Source organism: Microbacterium sp. MRS-1, assembly GCF_000585455.1.
GTDB lineage: Bacteria > Actinomycetota > Actinomycetes > Actinomycetales > Microbacteriaceae > Microbacterium > Microbacterium laevaniformans.
The window spans coordinates 47,521-67,190 of sequence record NZ_JAUF01000012.1; the positions used below are offsets into that span (position 1 = coordinate 47,521).

Annotated in this window: 22 protein-coding genes and 1 pseudogene; 12 read left to right on the plus strand and 11 right to left on the minus strand. The window is 70.7% G+C overall.

Going from position 1 to position 19,670, the window contains the following annotated elements; translation table 11 throughout:
* Nucleotides 1-12 precede the first annotated feature (12 nt).
* Nucleotides 13-384 (minus strand): DUF4870 domain-containing protein, encoded by a 372-nt coding sequence (locus AS96_RS03465; RefSeq protein ID WP_036285702.1) that lies wholly within the window; start codon nt 382-384, stop codon nt 13-15.
* Between the two features lie 133 nt (nt 385-517).
* Between AS96_RS03465 and AS96_RS03470 the strand changes: the two genes are divergently transcribed.
* The gene (locus tag AS96_RS03470; RefSeq protein ID WP_036285704.1) at nt 518-1,885 is read left to right on the plus strand and encodes an SPFH domain-containing protein; all 1,368 of its coding nucleotides are present in this window, start codon (nt 518-520) and stop codon (nt 1,883-1,885) included.
* A gap of 58 nt (nt 1,886-1,943) precedes the next feature.
* Here the strand turns inward: AS96_RS03470 and menC are convergent, their stop codons facing one another.
* The 5 genes from menC to AS96_RS03495 all read right to left on the minus strand — a co-directional run bounded on the left by menC (nt 1,944) and on the right by AS96_RS03495 (nt 5,354).
* Nucleotides 1,944-3,083, minus strand: coding sequence for an o-succinylbenzoate synthase (menC, locus tag AS96_RS03475; protein WP_036285707.1), 1,140 nt, complete (start codon nt 3,081-3,083; stop codon nt 1,944-1,946).
* 151 nt (nt 3,084-3,234) lie between these two features.
* A complete protein-coding gene (locus AS96_RS03480) occupies nt 3,235-3,657 on the minus strand; it encodes an organic hydroperoxide resistance protein (RefSeq protein ID WP_036285709.1) in 423 nt (140 codons plus the stop codon).
* A 47-nt stretch (nt 3,658-3,704) separates the two neighbouring features.
* Nucleotides 3,705-4,157, minus strand: a complete 453-nt coding sequence (locus AS96_RS03485) for a MarR family winged helix-turn-helix transcriptional regulator (protein ID WP_036285711.1) — start codon at nt 4,155-4,157, stop codon at nt 3,705-3,707.
* Nucleotides 4,158-4,212: 55 nt separating this feature from the next.
* Nucleotides 4,213-4,608 carry a hypothetical protein gene (locus AS96_RS03490; RefSeq protein WP_036285713.1) on the minus strand — a complete coding sequence of 132 codons (396 nt, stop codon included), beginning with the start codon at nt 4,606-4,608 and terminating at the stop codon, nt 4,213-4,215.
* Complete coding sequence (locus tag AS96_RS03495; protein WP_051498733.1) at nt 4,605-5,354, minus strand: GNAT family N-acetyltransferase; 750 nt, start codon at nt 5,352-5,354, stop codon at nt 4,605-4,607. The genes AS96_RS03490 and AS96_RS03495 overlap by 4 nt, the downstream gene beginning before the upstream one ends.
* Before the next feature lie 91 nt (nt 5,355-5,445).
* Here AS96_RS03495 and AS96_RS15205 point away from each other — a divergent pair.
* The 3 genes and pseudogenes from AS96_RS15205 to purU form a co-directional block, all read left to right on the plus strand.
* A pseudogene (locus AS96_RS15205) lies at nt 5,446-5,607 on the plus strand (MFS transporter); the annotation flags it as partial.
* A 226-nt stretch (nt 5,608-5,833) separates the two neighbouring features.
* The gene (locus AS96_RS03505) at nt 5,834-7,012 is read left to right on the plus strand and encodes a cobalamin-independent methionine synthase II family protein (RefSeq protein WP_036285717.1); all 1,179 of its coding nucleotides are present in this window, start codon (nt 5,834-5,836) and stop codon (nt 7,010-7,012) included.
* Between the two features lie 77 nt (nt 7,013-7,089).
* Complete coding sequence (gene purU, locus AS96_RS03510; RefSeq protein ID WP_036285719.1) at nt 7,090-7,971, plus strand: formyltetrahydrofolate deformylase; 882 nt, start codon at nt 7,090-7,092, stop codon at nt 7,969-7,971.
* Nucleotides 7,972-7,988: 17 nt separating this feature from the next.
* On the opposite strand, the gene AS96_RS03515 is transcribed toward purU, so the two are convergent.
* Nucleotides 7,989-8,936: a serine hydrolase gene (locus AS96_RS03515; protein ID WP_081767963.1), complete on the minus strand. Its 948-nt coding sequence runs from the start codon at nt 8,934-8,936 to the stop codon at nt 7,989-7,991.
* Between the two features lie 89 nt (nt 8,937-9,025).
* Entirely contained in the window at nt 9,026-11,023 is a 1,998-nt protein-coding gene (locus tag AS96_RS03520) for a M13 family metallopeptidase (protein WP_005051884.1), read from the minus strand.
* Nucleotides 11,024-11,200: 177 nt separating this feature from the next.
* Between AS96_RS03520 and AS96_RS03525 the strand changes: the two genes are divergently transcribed.
* A complete protein-coding gene (locus AS96_RS03525; protein ID WP_036285721.1) occupies nt 11,201-12,520 on the plus strand; it encodes an MATE family efflux transporter in 1,320 nt (439 codons plus the stop codon).
* A 12-nt stretch (nt 12,521-12,532) separates the two neighbouring features.
* On the opposite strand, the gene AS96_RS03530 is transcribed toward AS96_RS03525, so the two are convergent.
* Nucleotides 12,533-13,198: a TrmH family RNA methyltransferase gene (locus AS96_RS03530; protein ID WP_036285724.1), complete on the minus strand. Its 666-nt coding sequence runs from the start codon at nt 13,196-13,198 to the stop codon at nt 12,533-12,535.
* Nucleotides 13,199-13,459: 261 nt separating this feature from the next.
* Between AS96_RS03530 and AS96_RS03535 the strand changes: the two genes are divergently transcribed.
* Nucleotides 13,460-14,728, plus strand: a complete 1,269-nt coding sequence (locus tag AS96_RS03535) for an Nramp family divalent metal transporter (protein ID WP_036285726.1) — start codon at nt 13,460-13,462, stop codon at nt 14,726-14,728.
* Nucleotides 14,729-14,750: 22 nt separating this feature from the next.
* Nucleotides 14,751-15,395, plus strand: a complete 645-nt coding sequence (locus tag AS96_RS03540) for a metal-dependent transcriptional regulator (RefSeq protein ID WP_036285728.1) — start codon at nt 14,751-14,753, stop codon at nt 15,393-15,395.
* Nucleotides 15,396-15,577: 182 nt separating this feature from the next.
* Here the strand turns inward: AS96_RS03540 and AS96_RS03545 are convergent, their stop codons facing one another.
* Complete coding sequence (locus AS96_RS03545; RefSeq protein ID WP_036285730.1) at nt 15,578-16,540, minus strand: SDR family NAD(P)-dependent oxidoreductase; 963 nt, start codon at nt 16,538-16,540, stop codon at nt 15,578-15,580.
* Nucleotides 16,541-16,581: 41 nt separating this feature from the next.
* Between AS96_RS03545 and AS96_RS03550 the strand changes: the two genes are divergently transcribed.
* The 5 genes from AS96_RS03550 to AS96_RS03560 are packed head-to-tail and all read left to right on the plus strand — an operon-like array spanning nt 16,582 to nt 18,832.
* Nucleotides 16,582-17,391 (plus strand): HAD-IIA family hydrolase, encoded by an 810-nt coding sequence (locus tag AS96_RS03550; protein WP_036285732.1) that lies wholly within the window; start codon nt 16,582-16,584, stop codon nt 17,389-17,391.
* A gap of 56 nt (nt 17,392-17,447) precedes the next feature.
* Nucleotides 17,448-17,771 carry a LacI family DNA-binding transcriptional regulator gene (locus tag AS96_RS15605; RefSeq protein ID WP_231477087.1) on the plus strand — a complete coding sequence of 108 codons (324 nt, stop codon included), beginning with the start codon at nt 17,448-17,450 and terminating at the stop codon, nt 17,769-17,771.
* Complete coding sequence (locus AS96_RS03555) at nt 17,672-18,490, plus strand: SGNH/GDSL hydrolase family protein (RefSeq protein WP_231477086.1); 819 nt, start codon at nt 17,672-17,674, stop codon at nt 18,488-18,490. Before AS96_RS15605 ends, AS96_RS03555 begins: the two co-directional genes overlap by 100 nt.
* 34 nt (nt 18,491-18,524) lie before the next feature.
* Nucleotides 18,525-18,653, plus strand: coding sequence for a hypothetical protein (locus AS96_RS15895; RefSeq protein WP_005051866.1), 129 nt, complete (start codon nt 18,525-18,527; stop codon nt 18,651-18,653).
* A complete protein-coding gene (locus AS96_RS03560) occupies nt 18,650-18,832 on the plus strand; it encodes a hypothetical protein (protein ID WP_036285734.1) in 183 nt (60 codons plus the stop codon). The genes AS96_RS15895 and AS96_RS03560 overlap by 4 nt, the downstream gene beginning before the upstream one ends.
* Before the next feature lie 119 nt (nt 18,833-18,951).
* On the opposite strand, the gene pyrE is transcribed toward AS96_RS03560, so the two are convergent.
* Complete coding sequence (gene pyrE, locus AS96_RS03565) at nt 18,952-19,527, minus strand: orotate phosphoribosyltransferase (protein WP_036285736.1); 576 nt, start codon at nt 19,525-19,527, stop codon at nt 18,952-18,954.
* Nucleotides 19,528-19,670 lie beyond the last annotated feature (143 nt).

Sequence of the window (19,670 nt, forward strand, 5' to 3'; positions counted from 1 at the left end):
CTCAGCCGGCGCTCAGCTGAGGAAGCGGATGGCGAGCGGGTAGGTGTACCAATCGCCCTTGTTCGCCTTCACGGCGGCGATGATCGAGAAGACGATGCGCACGACGTAGACGGCGGGGACGATCACGAAGCCGATCAGCACGAACATGAGCACGTACCCCACGACTTCGGCGATGAGCATCGTCAGCTGGAAGTTCAGCGCGGTCGCGGTGTGCGCGCGGACGAAAGGCCCACGATCCTTCAGCACGAGGTAGCCGATGAGGGACGGAAGGAAGCCGAAGAGGGCGCCGCCGACGTGCACGAGCGTCGCCCACAGCTTCTCGTCCGGGGGGTTCATCGCCGGTGATCCGGGAGCGGCCGGCGGCTGGTACGGCGGAGTCGTCATGGCTACAGCGTAGGGGGTGCGCGGCCCCGTTTCCGAGTGGGTTATCCCGAGATCTCGGATCGGCGAGCGGCCGGTCGTCCTCGTTCGATACGGTCGAAGGACATCGGCAACACAAAGGAAGTGGGTTCGTTACGTGGATATTCTCGCCGCCGGAGGAGCACTGGTGATCGTCGGCATCGTCGTCGTCGCCGCCATCGTTCTCCTCGTTTTCCTCCTCATCATGGTCCGCGCCTGGTACAAGGTCGCCAAGGCGGACCAGGCCCTGGTCATCGTGGGAAAGAACCAGAAGAACGCCAGCGGCGAGTCGTCGCGCATCTCGGTGATCACCGGCGGCGGCGCCCTCGTCAACCCGCTCACGCAGCGCGCCGAGATGATCTCGCTGCGCGCCCGCCAGATCAAGATGGAGCCGACGGCACAGGCCTCCAACGGTGTGACGGTCAACGTCTCGGGCGTCGCACTGGTCAAGATCGGCTCCGACCCCGAGTTCGTCCGCCGCGCAGCGGAGCGCTTCCTCTCCCAGGACGGCGCGATCGAGCAGTTCACGACCGAGCAGCTCGAAGGTGCCCTGCGCGGCGTCGTCGCGACCCTGACCGTCGAGCAGCTGATGAAGGATCGGCAGAAGCTGTCCGACCAGATCGCCGAGGGCATCAAGAGCGACCTGCTCGCCCAGGGACTCATCCTCGACTCGTTCCAGATCCAGGGCGTCACCGACAAGAACGGCTACATCGACGCCCTCGGCGCGACCGAGGTCGAGCGCGTGCGCCGAGAGGCCGAGGTCGCCCGTATCAACGCCGCCCGCGAGGTTCGCGCCCGACAGATCGCGACCGACGAGGCGAACCTCGTCGAGCAGACCGCGTTCGACAAGAACTCCGCCGCGGCGGCGGCCGAAGTCGGTCGCGCCCGCGCCGAGGCCGAGCAGGCCGAAGCGCTCGCGCGTGCCGAGCGTGAGCAGGCCGTGCTGCTGCAGGGAGCCGAGAACAAGCAGGCCCAGCTGGATGCCGACATCAAGAAGGTCGCCGACGCCTCCCTCTACGAGCGCCAGCGCGCGGCGGATGCCGCCGCGTACGGCGAGGTCAAGGCCGCCGAGGCGCGCGCGCAGATCGCAGCGCAGGAGGCGGAGGCCACCCGGCTTCGCGCCCAGGCCGAGGCCGACGCGGTGCGGCTCGTGGGCGAGGCGCGGGCGGCGGCCATCGAGGCCGAGGCCGAAGCCCTCTCCAAGAACCAGGAGGCTCTGCTCGCGCAGCGCGCGCTCGAGGCGCTCGTGCCGATGATGACCGAGTTCGCGCGCGGGTTCGACAAGGTCGGCTCGATCACCGTGCTCGGCGGCGAGGGGGCGTCCAGTCACATGGCCGCCGAATCGGCCTCGAGCATGCGGGCCAGCTTCGACGCGATCCAGGCGGCGACCGGCATCGACCTGCGTCAGGTCATCCAGGGGCAGGCGACCGGCCGCGGCATGGCTCAGGGGCTCCGCGACGAGCAGCCGGTCACGACCGAGAGCTGACGCGTTTCGACTCCTCGCTGCGCTCGTCGCTCAACGACCGGGCACGCCTCCCGCCCGGTCAGCGGCGCAGCTCGACCCGCGCGACGGTCGCGTCTTCGAGCGCGACGGGATCGATCTCGACGCCGATGCCGGGCGCGGTCGGTACGCGGACGTGCCCGCCGTCCAACACGATCGGGTCGCGCACGATGTCGCGTGAGTAGAAGCGGTCGGATGCCGAGACGTCGCCGGTCAGTGTGAAGCCCGGCAGCGCGGCCAGCGCCGCGTTGGCCGCGCGGCCGATGCCGGTCTCGAGCATGCCGCCGCACCACACGGGGATGCCCGCCTCGCGGCACAGATCGTGGATGCGGACCGCTTCGAGGTAGCCGCCGACGCGGCCCGCCTTGATGTTGATGATCGCGGCGGCCCGCAGAGCGAGCGCATCGCGCGCCGCCTTGGCCGACACGATCGACTCGTCGAGGCAGATGGGCGTGCGAAGACGCGCGGCGAGCGCGGCATGGTCGACGATGTCGTCCTCCTGCAGGGGCTGCTCGATCAGCAGGAGGTCGAAGCGGTCCAGCTCGGCGAGGGTGTCGGCGTCCGCGAGCGTGTAGGCGGAGTTCGCGTCGACCTGCAGGGGAATCGCCCCGAACGCGTCACGCACCGCGGCGGTGTCGGCGACGTCGCGCCCGGGCTTGATCTTGATCTTGATGCGCACGTAGCCCTGGTCCACGTAGCCGGCGACGGCGTCGACGAGGGCCGACGGGTCGCGTTGGATGCCGACCGAGACACCGCTGGGTATCCGATCGACCACCGCGCCGAGGTACTCGCCCAACGCGCGCGACTCGGCACGCAGGGCCGCATCGAGGACGGCGAGTTCGAGCCCCGCCTTGACCATGCGGTGCCCGACGAACGGCTCGAGCACGCCCGCCACCTCTTCGGGCGCGAGAGCGTGCGCCGCGGCATCCAGAAGCGCGGGCGCGAGGAAGCGCTGGGCGACGTCCCACGCGCCCTGCGTGTATTCGCTCGAGTAGAAGGGGGACTGCTGGGTGACGATCTCTCCCCACCCGTCACCGTCGGCGGTGCGAACGCGCACCACGATGACCTCCCGCACGGTCTCGGTGCCGAAGGAGGTCGTGAACGGCGAGACGAGCGGCAGATGGAGCACGCGCAGCTCGATCGCGTCGAGGCGCACGGGTGCGGCGGGGCGGGCGATCGGCATGCGCTCAGGCTACGCCGCGCGCCGCGCGCGCACCGGGCCGATGTGCGCCGCGTCGCTCCCCTCAGCGGTGAGTCCGCAGCGCCGCGAAGCGCGGGGCGACGTAGGTGCTGCGGCGCGGTGCCCGCGGCAGCTATGACGCGGGTTCGCGAAATCAGTCGTCGACGACGGTGACGGTGACCTCGATGTTGCCGCGGGTGGCGTTCGAGTAGGGGCACACCTGGTGCGCCGCGTCGGCGAGCTGCTGGGCGACGGCGTGGTCGATCTCGGGGATGTTGACCTCGAGCGCGACGGCCAGCTGGAACCCGCCCTGGCCGTTCGGGCCGATGCCGACGCGCGAGCCGACGCTCGAGCCTTCGATGCTCACCTTCTGCGCGCGGGCCACGCTCTGCAGCGCGCTGTGGAAGCAGGCGGCGTACCCGGCGGCGAACAGCAGCTCGGGGTTCGGCGCCTCACCGGCGCCGCCCATCTCCTTGGGGACGCGCACGTCGACGTCGAGGATGCCGTCGGTCGTGCGGACGTGTCCGTTGCGGCCGCCACCGGTCGCAAGGGCTTCAGCGGTGTAGAGGGTTTCCATGGGTGTTCCTTTCGTGGAGGTCAGAGGGTCGCGCCAGCGACCATCGGTCAGGCAGCGGTGCGCAGATCGGAGGCGACCGCGCGCATGTTGGCCGTGATGGCGGCGAGCTGGTCGAGCAGCTCACCGAGCCCGCGACCGCTGTCGACGAAGGCCGGCACGAGGCACCCCGCGGCCGCGACGACCTCGGCGTGCGTGTCCCGGCCGGCGGCCGTGAGCTCGACGCGAACGACCCGCTCGTCGTCGGCGTCACGGCGACGGCTCACGAGACCGCGCTCCTCCAGCCGGCGCAGCAGCGGCGACAGGGTGCCGGAGTCGAGGCCCAGTTCCTCGCCGAGACCGCTCACGGTGCGCTCGCCCGTGGCCAGGACGACCATCGCCAGGTACTGCGGATACGTGAGCTTCCACGGCTTGAGCACCTCGCGGTAGGCCTGCGTCGTGGCATGCGAGGCGGTGTACATCGCGAAGCAGACGAACTCGTCGAGCGTGGCGGGAGCGGGCATGAGGGAAGCATTGCACACAATTGAATTGTGCACAATGTTTCCCGCAAGGGCGGCGTCAGCGCGACAGGGTGAACCCGTCCGGGTCGCCCGGCCGGGGCGGTCGCAGCTGCGGGGGCAACGGCCACGGCAGCACGATCGGCTCGTGCGGCCTGCTCATGTCGCCGTAGTCGTCGACCTTCACGACGATCCGCGCGGGCGTCACCTCGACGAGCCGGACCCGCACCGGCGTGCCCTCGCCGCGCTCGAGCATCCAAGGCTCGGCAAGGAAAGCGAGGCCGCGCTGCTCGAGCGCCTCCTCGGCATCCAGCCACTCGACGGATGCCGCGACCACCCGCCCCAGCACGTCGATCGCCGTCCACGCGTCGCCGTCGGGGCGGATCCACCCCAACCGCTCGCCGTCGTCGCGACGGTGGGGAGTCCAATCGTCGGCAACGGCGCCGCCCCTGCTCACGACGCCACCCCGGAGCGAACGAAGAGGTAGCCGCGCTCGTCGAACCCGGCCACCGCGAAGCCGTCCTCGGTGAGCCCGAGGAACGCCTCCCGCACGCGGTACCGCCAGTCCAGCGCTTCGCCCGGGGCATCTCGGCGGAGCCGTTCGATGTCGGCGGGAACCTCCACGGTGGTGACGATGGCGCGCTCGGGCGGCGGGGCGGCGGGCGCATCCAGGTCCCAGACGGCGAAGATGCGGTCGCTCTCGTCACCGCGGTTCACGCCGTCGTCCATCGCGCCGTAGTGATCCACGTAGTACTCCCCCACCCGCGCGCCGAGCACACGAAGGTTGAAGGAGGCGTTGCGGGCGACGAGCGGGTCGAACGTCCACGTGATCCGGTGGACGCCGCGCGCCAGAGCCCACTCGCGCTGGTGCTGCTTCAGCAGCCGTCCGAGTCCCCGCCCGCGATGATCGCCGACGATGCCGGTGATGTGCGAGTGCAGCGAACGGTCGTCGGGGGCGGCGAAGAAGCCGACCGACGCGCCGATCATGCGCTCCGCCGAGGGATCACCCTCCGTCGGCACGGCATAGAGCCCGACGGCGTAATTGCCGACGTGCGCGAGCGCACGCAGGAGGTTCGGCGGCATGCCCGTGCGGTCACCGCCCCACACCTCGCTGAGCACGGCGGATGCCGCCGCGATCTGCTCCATCGTGCGAAGGGGCCGGATGCGAAACCCGTCGAGGGTCCGGCTGTCGAGGTCCGCCATGCCGTCACCCTATGCCGGAGCCACCGCATCAGGCGGCCGATGGCCTGAAATGATGCCCGCTGATGACGATGCCCGACGACGATTGACCCGGATGCCGCCGCAAGGCGCCATCGTCGCCGTGCTGGCGCTGGCGGGGCTCGCTTCGTCGTTCATGTTCACGCTCGTCGTCCCGATTCAGACGCGTCTGCCGGATCTGCTGCACGCGAACCGCGACGACACGGCATGGGTGGTCACCGCGACGCTGCTCGCGGCCCCGCCGCCGAGCACCACCCGGCGCTGCCGAACGGTCACGAGCGGCGCGCGGGCGCCGCCCGGTTTCACCCGGCGTCACACGGCCGTCACGCATGCCCGGCGCGCCGTATCCTGACGACGGCTCGAAAACCGGAAGCCTCCGCCTTGAGCAGCCCGCGACCGTCGCCGCTGCAAGAGCCTTCTGACACTCGCCCGCGTCGCGGGCCATCGTCCTCAGGAGGAGAACCATGTCCGTCGCCACCACCACCTCCGGCAGCCTGCCGCGCACCGCCGCCCTCATCGAGGCGAACGCCGCCCGCAGCCTCGCCGACGACGGCTTCACGCTGCTGTCGACACCCGAGTTCGAGACGCTCACGGCCCAGGCCGTCGCCGACGTCGTCGAGCGCCAGCGGGCCGCTGGCGTCACCCTGGTCGGCGACGGCGAGTTCGGCAAGGCCATGTCGAACGCCGTCGACTACGGTGCCTGGTGGTCGTACTCGTTCCAGCGGGTGAGCGGCCTGTCGCTCACCGAGATCAACGCCTTCAACGAGCCGCCGGTGCGCTCGGAGCCGGGCGCGATCCGCCTGACGAGCTTCCTCGATCGCCGCGACCGCCAGCGGTTCCCCGTCGTGTACGCCGAGGCCGTGGAGGCCGGACGCACCGCGACCGCCTTCCCCACGACCACCGGACCGCTCGCGTACCGGGGTCAGGATGCCGTGGCCTCCGACATCCGCCACCTCACCGCGGCGCTGCGACCGGGCGAACAGGGCTTCCTCACCGCGATCGCGCCCGGATCCGCGGCACGCGTGCGCAACGACTACTACGCCACCGACGAGGAGCACATCTTCGCGTGGGCCGACGCGCTGCGCGAGGAGTACCGCGCGATCGTCGAGGCGGGTCTCATCCTGCAGCTCGACGACCCCTCGCTCGCCGAGAACTTCGACCAGATCTCCCCGGAGCCCTCGATCGCCGACTATCAGGCGTTCACGAAGATCCGCATCGACGCGATCAACCACGCCATCGCGGGGCTTCCCAAGGAGCAGGTGCGTCTGCACCTGTGCTGGGGGTCGTGGCACGGCCCCCACACCACCGACATCGAACTGAAGGACATCCTCCCCGTCGTGCTGCAGGCGAATGTCGGCTCGATCTCATTCGAGGCCGGCAACGTGCGCCACGAGCACGAGTTCGGCGCCTGGGCGGATGCCGCCGTGCCCGACGACCTGGTCCTGGTGCCCGGCGTCGTCAGCCACGCGACGAACGTCGTGGAGCACCCCGAGCTGGTCGCGCAGCGCATCCGCCGGTTCACCGACATCGTCGGCGCCGACCGCGTCATCGCCTCGACGGACTGCGGCCTCGGCGGCCGCATCCACCCCGACATCGCCTGGGCGAAGCTCGAGACGCTCGGCGAGGGCGCCCGCCGCGCGTGACTGCCGCCAGCGGCGACGGCACGGGCATCCCTGTGAACCCGGTCGGGACAAGCGCGCCCATCCGGCAGAATCGATCCATGGCTCCCGTGCACGATCCCCACCTTCCCGCCGACCATGCCTGCCTCATCGTGCACGGCAGCGACAAGCCCGGCATCGTCGCAGCCGTGTCGGCGATGATCACCCGCATCGGCGGCAACATCGTGGCGTTCGACCAGTTCTCCGACGACCACCGCGGCGGGGCGTACTTCCAGCGCGTGGTGTTCCACCGCCCCGACTTCGCGCTCGAGCGCCCCGCGATCGAGATCGACATCGCCCGCACCCTCGCCGACTTCGAGCTGGAGTGGTCGCTGACCGACCAGTCGGTGCCCAAGCGCATGGCGATCCTCGCGTCGAAGCAGGACCATTGCCTCCTCGACCTGCTGTGGCGCCACCGACGCGGCGACCTGCCGGTCACCATCCCGATGGTCATCTCGAACCACACCACGACGGCCGAAGACGTCCGCAGCTTCGGCGTGCCGTTCTTCCATGTGCCCTCGGTCGCGGGTCCCGACAAATCGGCGTCGGAGGAAGAGATCCTGAAGCTGCTCGTCGGCAACGTCGACTTCGTCGTGCTGGCGCGCTACATGCAGATCCTCTCGCCCGAGTTCCTCGAACGCCTCGGCGTGCCCGTGATCAACATCCACCACTCGTTCCTGCCCGCCTTCATCGGCGCCGAGCCCTACAAGAAGGCCAAGGAGCGCGGCGTGAAGCTCATCGGCGCGACCTCGCACTACGTGACGGGCGACCTCGACGAGGGTCCCATCATCGAGCAGGACACCGTGCGGGTCACCCATGCCGAGTCATCCGCCGAGCTCGCCCGGCGCGGCGCCGACGTCGAGCGTCAAGTTCTCTCCCGCGCGGTGCTGTGGCACGCGCAGGATCGCGTCATCCGTCACGGCAACCACACGATCGTCTTCTGACGTCTGCCGAGCGGGCGTCAGTACACGTACTCCATGAGGTCCAGCCCGAGGGCGCGGAAGGCCTCGTGCGCGCGCAGCCGGTGCGCCACAGACAGGTCGTCGAAGCACACGATGAGGGCGTAGGCGGCACCGGCGCGCGGGCCCGCGATCACTCCGGCCTCGGCGCGGATGCCGTCGCCGCGACCGGTCTTGTTGACGAAGAGCAGACCGTGGCGGTCGTCATCGTGCGCGAAGGGGTCCAGCGCGGTGCTCGCTGCGACGAGCGCCAGATCCTGGTTGAGGCTGAGCCACTCCGACACCTGCGCGCTCACCGCCGGGGAGACGACCTGAGCGTTGACGAGCCCCGCGAACAGCGTGACCAGCTCCCCCGTCGACGCGAGACCGACGTGCGGTGCGTCGTCGGGCCCGCGCTCGTCTCGGAAACCGTCGATGAGCGCGGTCTTCACGAGACCGATCTCCTCGACCCGCGCGCGGACGGTCTCCAGCCCCACGCGCTCCAGCAGCGCATTGGCGGCGGCGGCGTCGGATGCCGCCGCGGCGAGCACCGCCAGATCGCGCACCGGAAGCGCGGGAGCCGCCAACCGATGCCAGAGGCCGCCGACGGTGACCGGCGCCACCGAGCTGCGTTCGATGATCTGCAGGGGTTCGAGGGTGCCCGCGTCGATCTGCGCCGCGACCTCGATCAGCAGCGGAACGACGCCGATGCCGGCGACGGGCAGCACGAGGTGGGCGTCACCCGCGAGCACCGTCTCGCCCGAGTCCAGATCCGTGACGCACACCGACACCTGCGCCCCTGCCGCGGCGACGGCGTCCAGTGCGGCGAGCGCGGTGGCGAACGAACGCGAACGGCCGGGCGAGCGTCGCGGCGAACGCCGGGTCGACGCCCGCTCTCCGCGCGCTTCGCCGCGCAGCTGCGCGCGCACCTCACCTCGACGTGTCGACGATGCCCGACCTGCACTGTCCACGCGAGATGCTCCGTCCTCGATGTTCTCGCCGGCGCCGGCGTCGTGACCCTGGCGCCGGGCCGACGATCGCCGGCCCGGCGACGCCGTGGTCACCAGATGGTGACGCGCTGGTCGGCGTCGAGCCACAGCGCGTCGGTCTCGGTGACGTCGAACGCACGGTAGAACTCGTCGACGTTGCGAACGATCTGGTTGCAGCGGAACTCGTTGGGCGAGTGCGGGTCGATCGTCAGCAGGCGGATCGTCTCGGCCTCGCGACCCTTCTGCTGCCAGATCTGCGCCCAGCTGAGCAGCAGCCGCTGAATGCCGGTGTAGCCGTCGATCACAGGACCATCGGCATCCTCGTCGGTCGTGTCGGCGCCGAGCGAGAGGCGGTAGGCCTTGATCGCGATGCCGAGCCCGCCGAGGTCTCCGATGTTCTCGCCGATCGTGAGAGCGCCGTTGACGTGGTGCTCCGCGGCGAGGCCCTGCGGCACGAGTGCGTCGTACTGGGCGATGAGGGCGCCGGTGAGCTGCTCGAAGGCGGCGCGGTCGTCATCCGTCCACCAGTCGCGAAGGGCACCGGCGCCGTCGAAGGCCGACCCCTGGTCGTCGAAGCCGTGGCCGATCTCGTGGCCGATCACGGCGCCGATGCCGCCATAGTTGGCCGCGGCATCCCGGTCCAGCTCGAAGAACGGGTACTGCAGGATCGCGGCCGGGAACACGATCTCGTTCATCAGCGGGTTGTAATACGCATTGACCGTCTGGGGTGTCATGTACCACTCGTCGCGGTCGATGGGGGCGCCGAGCTTCGCGATCTGCCGTTCGTGCTCCCACGCGTTCGCGCGGCGCACGTTGCCGATCAGATCGGCGCCATCGACCTCGAGCGCGGAGTAGTCCTTCCACGTCACGGGGTAGCCGACCTTCGGCGTGAACGCGTCGAGCTTCTCGAGGGCACGGCCGCGGGTCTCCGGGGTCATCCACTCGAGGGTCTCGATCGAACGCCGATAGGCCTCGATGAGGTTCGCGACGAGCTCGTCCATCGCCTCTTTGGCCGCGGGCGGGAAGTGACGCTCGACGTAGACCTTGCCCACGGCTTCACCCATCGCCGCCTCGACGAAGCTGACGCCGCGCTTCCAGCGCTCGCGGTTGACAGGAACGCCCGTGAGCTCGGTGCCGTAGAACGCGAAGTTCGCGTCGACGAAGTCCGACGACAGGAACGCCGCCGAGGCGCGCACGATGTGCAGCCGCAGCCACGCCTTCCAGTCCTCGAGGCGATCCTCGACGAGCAGCGAACCCAGGCCCTCGAAGTAGCTGGGCTCGTTCACGTTGATCTCGGCGAAGCCGTCGCGGCGTCCAGGGGCGACCGCATCCAGCCACGGTGCGAGGTCGACGCCGACGAGCCGCTGCACGTCATCCCACGTCATGAGGTTGTACGTGGCGACGGCGTCGCGCGTGCGCACGTTGTCCCAGTGGTGGGTCGCCAGCTCGGTCTCCAGCGCCAGCACGCGGTCGGCCTGCCGCCCGGCATCCTCGCCCTGCGCACCCACGCCTGCGAGACCGAGGACCGTCTGCACGTACTCACGGAAGGCGATGCGGGTCTTGTCGAAGTTGTCGAGGCGGTAGTAGCTCTCATCCGGCAGCGACAGACCGGACTGCACGAAGAACGCGACGTAGCGCTCGGGGTTTCCCGGGTCGGGCTCGATGTAGACGCCGATCATGCTGCCGACGCCCTCGCGCTCCATCTCGCCGACCGTGCGCAGCAGCGCCGGGATGGAGTCGATGGCGTCCACGCGTGCCAACTGGGCCGCGAGGGGCTCGGCCCCGAGCCGCTCGATGCGCTCGGTGTCCATGAAGCTCGCGAACAGGTCGCCGATCTTGCGCGCCTCCGTGCCCGGCTCCGCCGTCGTCGACTCCTCGATGATGGCCCGCACGTCCTTCTCGGCCTGCTCGGCGATCAGGTGGAACGAGCCCCAACGCGCCTTGTCGTCGGGGATCTCCGTACGTTCCAGCCAGGCGCCGTTCACGTGACGGAACAGGTCGTCCTGAGGACGGATGCCGGGGCTCAACGCGGACAGCTCGATACCCGAGCGAAGGGTGGGGGCGGTCATGCCGTACAGGATACGCGCCGGTCCTGTCCGCGCGATCCGTGTTCACCCGCCGTTCGCCCACCCCCGGTCGTTGCGCGGCGCCCCTCCCCCCGGTCGTTGAGCGAGGAGCACCGCGACGAGTCGAAACGCCCCGCCCCGACCGACGCGCCGCGTCGGCGCCGCCCGTAGGCTCGACGCATGGCCGCGCCCACCCTCAACCGTGAGATCCTCCGGCTGGCGGTGCCGGCCCTGGGTGCGCTGGTCGCAGAGCCCTTGTTCCTCATCGTCGACGCGGCTCTCGTCGGCCATCTGGGAGTGGTGCCGCTCGCGGGCCTCGGGATCGCGTCGGCCGTGCTCCAGACGATCGTCGGACTCATGGTCTTCCTCGCCTACTCGACCACACCCGCGGTGGCGCGTCGCTTCGGCGCCGGTAATCATGCCGACGCGGTGCGAGCCGGCGTCGACGGCCTCTGGCTGGCTCTCGGTCTGGGCGTCGTGCTCGCGATCGCCGGATCGCTGGCGACACCCGCGCTCGTGTCGCTGTTCGGCGCGGCGCCCGATGTCTCCCACCAGGCGCTCATCTACCTGCAGCTGTCGATGTGGGGCCTTCCCGCCATGCTCATCGTGTTCGCGGCGACGGGCCTGCTGCGCGGCATGCAGGACACCGTCACGCCGCTGTGGATCGCGGGGATCGGCTTCGCCCTCAACGCGGCGCTGAACGCCCTGTTCATCTACGGGTTCGGGTGGGGCATCGCCGGCTCGGCGGCCGGGACCGTCGCAGCACAGTGGGGCATGGTCGGCGCCTACGCGGTCGTGATCGGCCGGCTGGCGCAGCGCCACTCGGCATCCCTGCGTCCGCAGCGCGACGGACTGCGCGGATCCGCCGCGTCGGGAGGTTGGCTGTTCCTGCGCACCGTGTCGTTGCGCGCGGCGTTTCTCGCGACCGTGTTCGCCGCGACCGCTCTGGGCACCGATGAGCTGGCCGGGTGGCAGGTCGCGTTCACGATCTTCTCGACCGCCGCCTTCGCGCTCGATGCGTTGGCGATCGCCGCGCAGGCGCTCATCGGCCGCGGTCTCGGCGCGGGCGATGAGCTGTTCGTCCGCCGGGTGCTCGGCCGCACCGTCGCGTGGGGAGGGTGGTTCGGGGTGATCGTGGGCGCTGCGATCGCGGCGCTCTCCGGCGTGATCGGTCTCGTGTTCACCGGGTCGCCCGAGGTCGCCGCTCTCGTGCAGCCCGCTCTCCTCGTGCTGGCGGTGGCGCAGCCGGTGTGCGGCGTGGTCTTCGTGCTCGACGGCGTGCTGATGGGAGCCGGCGACGTGCGCTACCTCGCGGCGGCGGGCGGCCTCAACCTCGTCCCGTACCTGCCGGCCCTCGCGGTGCTGTGGCTCGCGCATCCGACCGGGGCCATCGGCCTGATGTGGCTCGCCGTCTGCTTCTTCGGGGTCTACATGCTGGCGCGGCTCGCGACGCTCGCCTGGCGCGTGCGGCGGCCGGAGTGGGTGACCGCCGGGGCGTGAGCGGCCGGGGCGTCACGCCCAGCGGCGACACCACTCGTACATCACGACCGCGGCCGCCGCGCTCGCGTTGATCGAGCGGGTCGAGCCGTACTGGGTGATCTCGACGACGGCGGATGCCGCGGCGACCGCCTCGGCGGACAGCCCCGGTCCCTCCTGGCCGAACAGCAGGACGCACCGCTGAGGGAGCTCGGCGCGGTCGACCGGCACCGACCCGTCGACGTTGTCAACGGCGATCACGGGAATCTCGGCATCCGCGGCCCAGGCGGTGAACGCGGCGACATCTTCGTGGTGCCGCACGTGCTGGTAGCGGTCGGTCACCATCGCGCCGCGACGGTTCCACCGCCGCTTGCCGATGATGTGCACCTCCGCGGCGCCGAACGCGTTGGCGCTGCGGACGATCGAGCCGATGTTCATGTCGTGCTGCCAGTTCTCGATGGCGACGTGAAACGGATGCCGGTGCTCATCGAGGTCGGCCACGATCGCGGCCATCGTCCAGTAGCGGTAGCGGTCGACGACGTTGCGGCGATCACCGTCGGCGAGTAGGTCGCGGTCGTAGCGGGGATCGTCGGGCCACGCGTCGGGTCCCCCGGGCCACGGCCCGACCCCGACGGGCAACTGAGGCTCGAGCTCGGCACTGTCCGGGACGGCCGCATCCGGCGGCAGCACGGGCTCGGTCATCGCTCCAGGCTACCGACGACCTCGCCGACTCGCCTTCCGTATTCAGTCCGCACGGATGCGCCGCGGGCGATCGGTCCGTTCGTTCTGCGACCGCGTCGCACTGCCGGACCACGCGGGACTGAATACGGAACACGTCCGCGTGGGGCCGCCTCGGCCGCGCGTCACGACGAGGCGTCGATGTGGAGGAGTTCGGTCCACGTGCTCGACATTTCGGTCACCCGAAATCTCTGGTAATTTTTCGGTGTGCCGAAAAATATCGGGATGATCATCGAGGCGCCGGTCCGGGCGGCGACCGTGCCCTCCCGGACCCGGCGCGCGGCATGGCTGCTCGGTCCGGCGCTGGTCGCCGGTGTCGCCTACCTCGATCCCGGCAACGTCGCGAGCAACATGACCGCCGGGGCGCGGTTCGGCTACCTGTTGGTGTGGGTCGTCGTGCTCGGCAACGCGATGGCGTGGCTCATCCAGTACCTGTCCGCCAAGCTCGGCATCGTGACGGGACAGAGCCTCGCCGAGACCCTCGGCGAGCGCCTTCGTCATCCCTGGGCGCGCCGCGCCTACTGGCTGCAAGCCGAGCTCGTCGCCGTCGCCACCGACGTCGCCGAGGTGATCGGCGGCGCGGTCGCGCTCTGGCTGCTCTTCGGCGTGCCCCTGCCCGTCGGCGGCCTTATCACCGGGGCCGTCTCGATCGCACTGCTGCTCATCCAGCAGCGCCGCGGAGCCCGCAGCTTCGAGTTCGTCGTGATCGGTCTGCTCGTCGTGATCTCGATCGGCTTCACCTACGGCGTCTTCATCGCCCCGCCGGATGCCGCGGGCGTCGCCGCCGGCATGATCCCTCGATTCGAGGGATCGGAGTCGGTGCTGCTCGCGGCATCCATCCTGGGTGCGACGATCATGCCGCACGCAATCTATGCCCACAGCGCCCTCGCCCGCGACCGTTTCTCCGCGGTCGGCGCGCGCGCCGCCGACCGCGCCGTCGCGACACCACGCCTGCTGCGCGCGACCCGGTGGGACGTCACGATCGCCCTGGTCGTCGCGGGCACGGTGAACCTCGCGATCCTGCTGCTCGCCGCCGCCAACCTCGCCGGCGTCGAAGGCACCGACAGCCTCGAGGGCGCGTACACCGCGCTGTCGGCGGGCCTCGGTGGCGCCGTCGCGACGATGTTCGCGATCGGCCTGCTCGCGAGCGGTCTGGCGAGCACCGCCGTCGGCGCCTATGCCGGCGCGGAGATCATGCACGGCCTGCTGCGCGTGCGCGTGCCGCTGATCGCGCGGCGCCTCGTCACGCTGGTGCCGGCCATCGTGATCCTCGCGCTCGGGGCCGATCCGACCTGGGCGCTGATCCTCAGCCAGGTGGTGCTGAGCTTCGGCATCCCGTTCGCGCTCGTGCCGCTCGTCGCCCTCACCGCCCGCCGCGACGTGCTGGGGGCGCACCGCAACCGCTGGTGGACGACCATTGCGGGTGTCGTCGCGTCGGTGTTCCTCATCGCTCTGAACGCACTGCTGCTGTGGCTCGTGCTGACGGGCCGATAGTCACGGCCGGTAGCCTGGGAGCGTGGCTGCGAACTCCGTCGCGATCGACGACTACCTGAAGACGATCTACCACCACACCGAGTGGCAGCCCGTGCTCATGACGTCGTCGCAGCTGGCGGCCGAGCTGAAGCTCGCCCCGTCGACGGTCACCGAGATGGTGCAGAAGCTCGTCGCACAGGGCCTCGTCGACCACCGCCCGTACGGACCGGTGGCACTGACGGAGCGGGGTCGGCTGCGTGCGGCATCCATCATCCGCCGCCACCGTCTCATCGAGACCTGGCTCGTGCAGGAGTTCGGCTACGCGTGGGACGAGGTGCACGACGAGGCCGAGGTGCTCGAGCACACGATCAGCGATCGCCTGCTCGCCGGTATCGCGGAGCGGCTGGGCCACCCCCGCTTCGACCCGCACGGCGACGCGATCCCGGATGCCGAGGGCAACGTCCACCGCCTGCCGTTCGTGCTGCTGTCGGCCGCCGAGGTCGGACACGCGGGCGAGGTGCTGCGGGTCAGCGACCGCGATCCCGAGCTTCTGCGGGCGCTGGAGGGCGCCGGCATCGATGTGGGGCACCGCCTCGTGGTCGCCGGAACGGACGTGGTCCGCGTCGATGACGGCGCGACGGTCGCCCTGCCCGCCGGCGCGGCCGGTGCGGTCTGGCTGACCGCCTGACCCGGGTTGCCCCCCGCCCTCGCCCCCGGCGTGGCTGCCCCCCCGCCACGGGGATGTCCCAAAAGCGGTCCCCTCCGGGGCCTCCACACCGCACAATCTGGGACACGCCCCGCTACAAGTGGGACACGGTCGGCGGCGATGGGGGCATCGCGACCGTGGCGCGGAGGGGCTGGCCGACAGCGTCAGCGCCGCCAGAGGCGCCGCGGACGGCTGGCCTTGAGGTAGGGCCAGGTGATGCCGGTGGCGTGCTCGCAGTAGTCCCAGAGCCTCGCGGCGATGTCCTCGCGCCGGGCCAGCGTACTCGCCTGTCCGAGCGTGGGCGCACCGGCGACCAGGCGCGACGGCCCCCAGAACTGCCCACCGACCGCGCCCGGATCGACGAGCGCGCGCACGAGCGGCCACGCCCCGCGCTCCTTGGACTGCGTGATCGGGGCCTGCAGGTTGTCGACGAAGCGCGTCATCCGCGTGGGCTCGTTGATGCCCAGGATGCCGCGGGTGCGTCCGCTGATCGCGTACCCGGGATGTGCGACGAGGCTGGCGATCGGCACGTTCGCGGCCCGCAGGCGCCGATCGGCCTCGAAGCCGAGAGCGGTCGTCGCGACCTTCGACTGCACATAGGCCCGCCACGGCGAGTAGTTCGTCTCCAGCTCGGGATCGACGGGGTCGTAGTTTCCCATCGCGGTCGACATCGACCCGACCCACACCATACGACCGCGACCGGCGGCGAGCGGCGGCAACAGCTCGCCGGCGAGCGCATAGTGGCCGAGGGCGTTCGTCGCGAAGACGACCTCGTGGCCGTCGGCGGTGGTCTCGCGGTGGCGCGGCGGGTGCACGACTCCGGCGTTCAGCAGAAGCCCGTGCAGCCCCGCGCGACCGCGCACCGTCGCGGCGGCGGCGCGCACCGAGCCGAGGTTGCTGGTGTCGAGCAGGAGGGTCGTGATCTCGGCATCCGGCACCTGACGGCGTACGGCGACGCGTGCGGTGGCCAGCTTGTTCGGGTTGCGGCCCGTCATGATCACGTGGGCGCCCGCCTCGGCGAGCTGCAACGACGCGAAGAAGCCGAGCCCAGCCGTCGACCCGGTGACGAGGTAGCGTCTGCCGGAGAGGTCGGGGAGCGTCGTCGGGTCCCAGTCGTCGCGTGCCACGCGTCGAGACTACGGCCGGATCACCCCGCTAGGCTGGCCCCATGCGGACACGCGCCGATATCGAATGCTGGCTCACCGACATGGACGGCGTCCTCGTCCACGAGAACAAGCCCATCCCCGGCGCCGCCGAACTGCTCGCGCAGTGGCGCGACGCGGGCACGCCGTTCCTCGTGCTGACGAACAACCCGTTCTACACGCCGCGCGATCTCAGTGCGCGCCTCCGCATCTCGGGCCTCGAGGTGCCCGAGGACCGCATCTGGACCTCCGCACTGGCGACAGCCGAGTTCCTGCGCTCGCAGCACCCGGGCGGCACGGCGTTCGTCATCGGCGAGGCGGGGCTGACGACGGCGCTGCACGAGGCCGGCTACGTGATGACCGAGACCCAGCCCGACTACGTCGTCATCGGCGAGACGCGCAACTACTCGTTCGACCGCATCACGCAGGCGATCCGCTTCATCAACGCCGGCGCCCGCTTCATCATCACCAACCCCGACGCGACGGGCCCCACCCCGACCGGCATCGTTCCGGCGACCGGGTCGTTCGCCGCGCTCATCACGCACGCGACCGGCAAGGCCCCGTACGTCGTCGGCAAGCCGAATCCGATGATGTTCCGCTCGGCGATGAACCGCATCGGCGCCCACTCGGAGATCACGGGCATGATCGGCGACCGCATGGACACCGACGTCGTCGCCGGCATCGAAGCCGGTCTGCACACGATCCTCGTCCGCACCGGCATCTCCGACGACGCCGAGATCGAGCGCTACCCCTTCCGCCCTGACGAGATCCTCGACTCGGTCGCCGACCTGCTGGCCGACGAACCGGCGGAGTCCGAGATGCCCGAGGGGCTGTGACGGAACGCAGCTCCGGTCGGCGGGTCACCCTCACCGAGGTCGCAGAGAGGGCGGGCGTGTCGCGCTCGGCGGCCTCGTTCGCGTTGAACGGTCGCCTCGACCAGCGTCTGTCCGTCGAGACGATGGCCCGCGTTCGCCGGGCGGCCGACGAGCTCGGCTACCGCGCGAACGTGACCGCGAAGACCCTGCGCACGGGCCGCTCGGGCACGGTCGCACTGGTCTCGGACTTCGCACGCAGCTGTTCTTCGCCGAGCTCGCCGGACCGGTCAACGACGTGGTCGTGGAGGTCGACGGTGAGCCCATCCACATCGAGCGCGCGCCCGTCACCGACGTCCGTCGACTGTCATGGACCGGGGATGCCGCGACGGACGAGCCCGTGACGGAACCCGCGACGTTGGAGATCGCGCTCGGCGGCGCGGGCGGGCCGGCTGCGCGCGCCGTCACCGTATGGCTGCCGCAGGGGATGATCGTCGACCTGCTCGATCTTCGTGCCGACGCCCCCGTGATCGCGGCAGAACCGTCGCACGCACCCGTGTGGATCCACCACGGCAGCTCGATCAGTCACTGCGTCGAGACGCCCTCGCCGACCGGGGTGTGGCCGGTGATCGCGGCGCGCACGAGCGATCTGTCGCTCATCAACCTCGGCTTCGGCGGGCAGTGCATGCTCGATCCGTTCGTCGCCGACACGATCGCCGCCACGCCCGCCGACGTCATCACGCTCAAGGTGGGCATCAACATCGTGGGCGCGCGCTCGTTCGATCAGCGCACGTTCACGCCCGCGGTGCACGGCTTCCTCGACCGGGTGCGCGCCGGTCATCCCGACACCCCGATCGTGCTGGCGTCGTCGATCCTGTGGCCGGGCAGTGAGGACACGCCAGGACCGTCGGACGTGGAGTTCTTCGACGACGGGCATGTCCGTTGCTACGCCGCCGGGGACGCCGCCGACGTCGCCCGCGGTGCGCTGACCATGACCGAGTCGCGGCGACAGCTGGCCGAGGTGGTGCGGGTGCGCGCGGCATCCGGGGAACGAATCGCGTACCTCGACGGGCTGAGCCTCTATGGCGCCGACGGACTCGTCCCCCGCGCCCGACTAGGCTGAGACTGCCCGCCTCCGCACGGGCGGAGGAGACATCGTGAACGCGACCGAGCAGACGCTGCTGTTCGCCTCGACCGGCGTGGTGCTGGTCGGGACGCTCGTGGTGTTCGTCGTGCAGTTCATCCGCGGTCGCGGGCGCGACGGCGGCGAGGGGAGCGACCGGTGATCGCCATCGTCTTCGTCGTGACCGCGATGGCGCTGCTGATCGTCGCACTCGTGCTCTTCGTGCGGGGCCGCCGCGATGCGCCGCAGGGAACCCCGCTGCCCAACGGCCGCGGCATCCTCCTGCTCACTCTTGCGGGCCTCGTGCTCGCGCTGGCGTCGCAGCTGCCCGTCTTCCGCTGACGTCACCTCTCCCCGGCCACCTCATCAGAATCGGATGCCGACAACGGATGCGGAGGCGTGAGCTCGCGGCATCCGAATCCGGTGCTGATCTCCGAATCCGTTGCGGCAGAGGCGCCGCGCTACTGGGCCTGCAGTCCCAGGTCGTCGAGGTCGATGATCGAGCGCCACTCATAGCCGGCGGCCTCGACCGCCGCCTGCGCGCCGGTCTTGCGGTCGACGACCGTGACGACCGCCACGATCTCGGCACCGGCAGCCGCGACGACCTCGGCGGCCTTCAGGGGCGAGCCGCCCGTCGTGGAGGTGTCCTCGACGATGACGACACGCTTGCCGGTCACCTCGGCGCCCTCGATCTGCCGCCCGCGGCCGTGGTCCTTCGGCTCCTTGCGCACGACGAACGCATCCACGGGGGTGCCCGCGGCGACCGACGCGTGCATGACGGCGTTCGCGATCGGGTCGGCGCCCAGGGTCAGACCGCCCACGGCGTCCACCTCGAGGTCGCGCACCGCGTCGAGCACGAGGCGGCCGATCGCGGGAGCCGCCCGGTGGTCGAGGGTGAGCTTGCGCATGTCGACGTAGTAGGTCGCCTTCTTGCCGCTGGAGAGGGTGAAGTCGCCGTGGAAGACGGCTTCGGCGGCGATGAGGTCGACGAGGGCGCGGCGCTCGGACTCGAGCTCGGGCGTGGAGGCGGCGGTCATGCTGAAGAGTCTACGGAAGCGAAGAACCGGGATTATTTCCGCGTCATCACCCGCCGCGGCATCCGTCCCGCCCCCTAGATGTACTTCCCCGTGACGTTGTGAACGCGGGCTGAGGGGGTCTGGCCTCCGATCCCGGTGTGGGG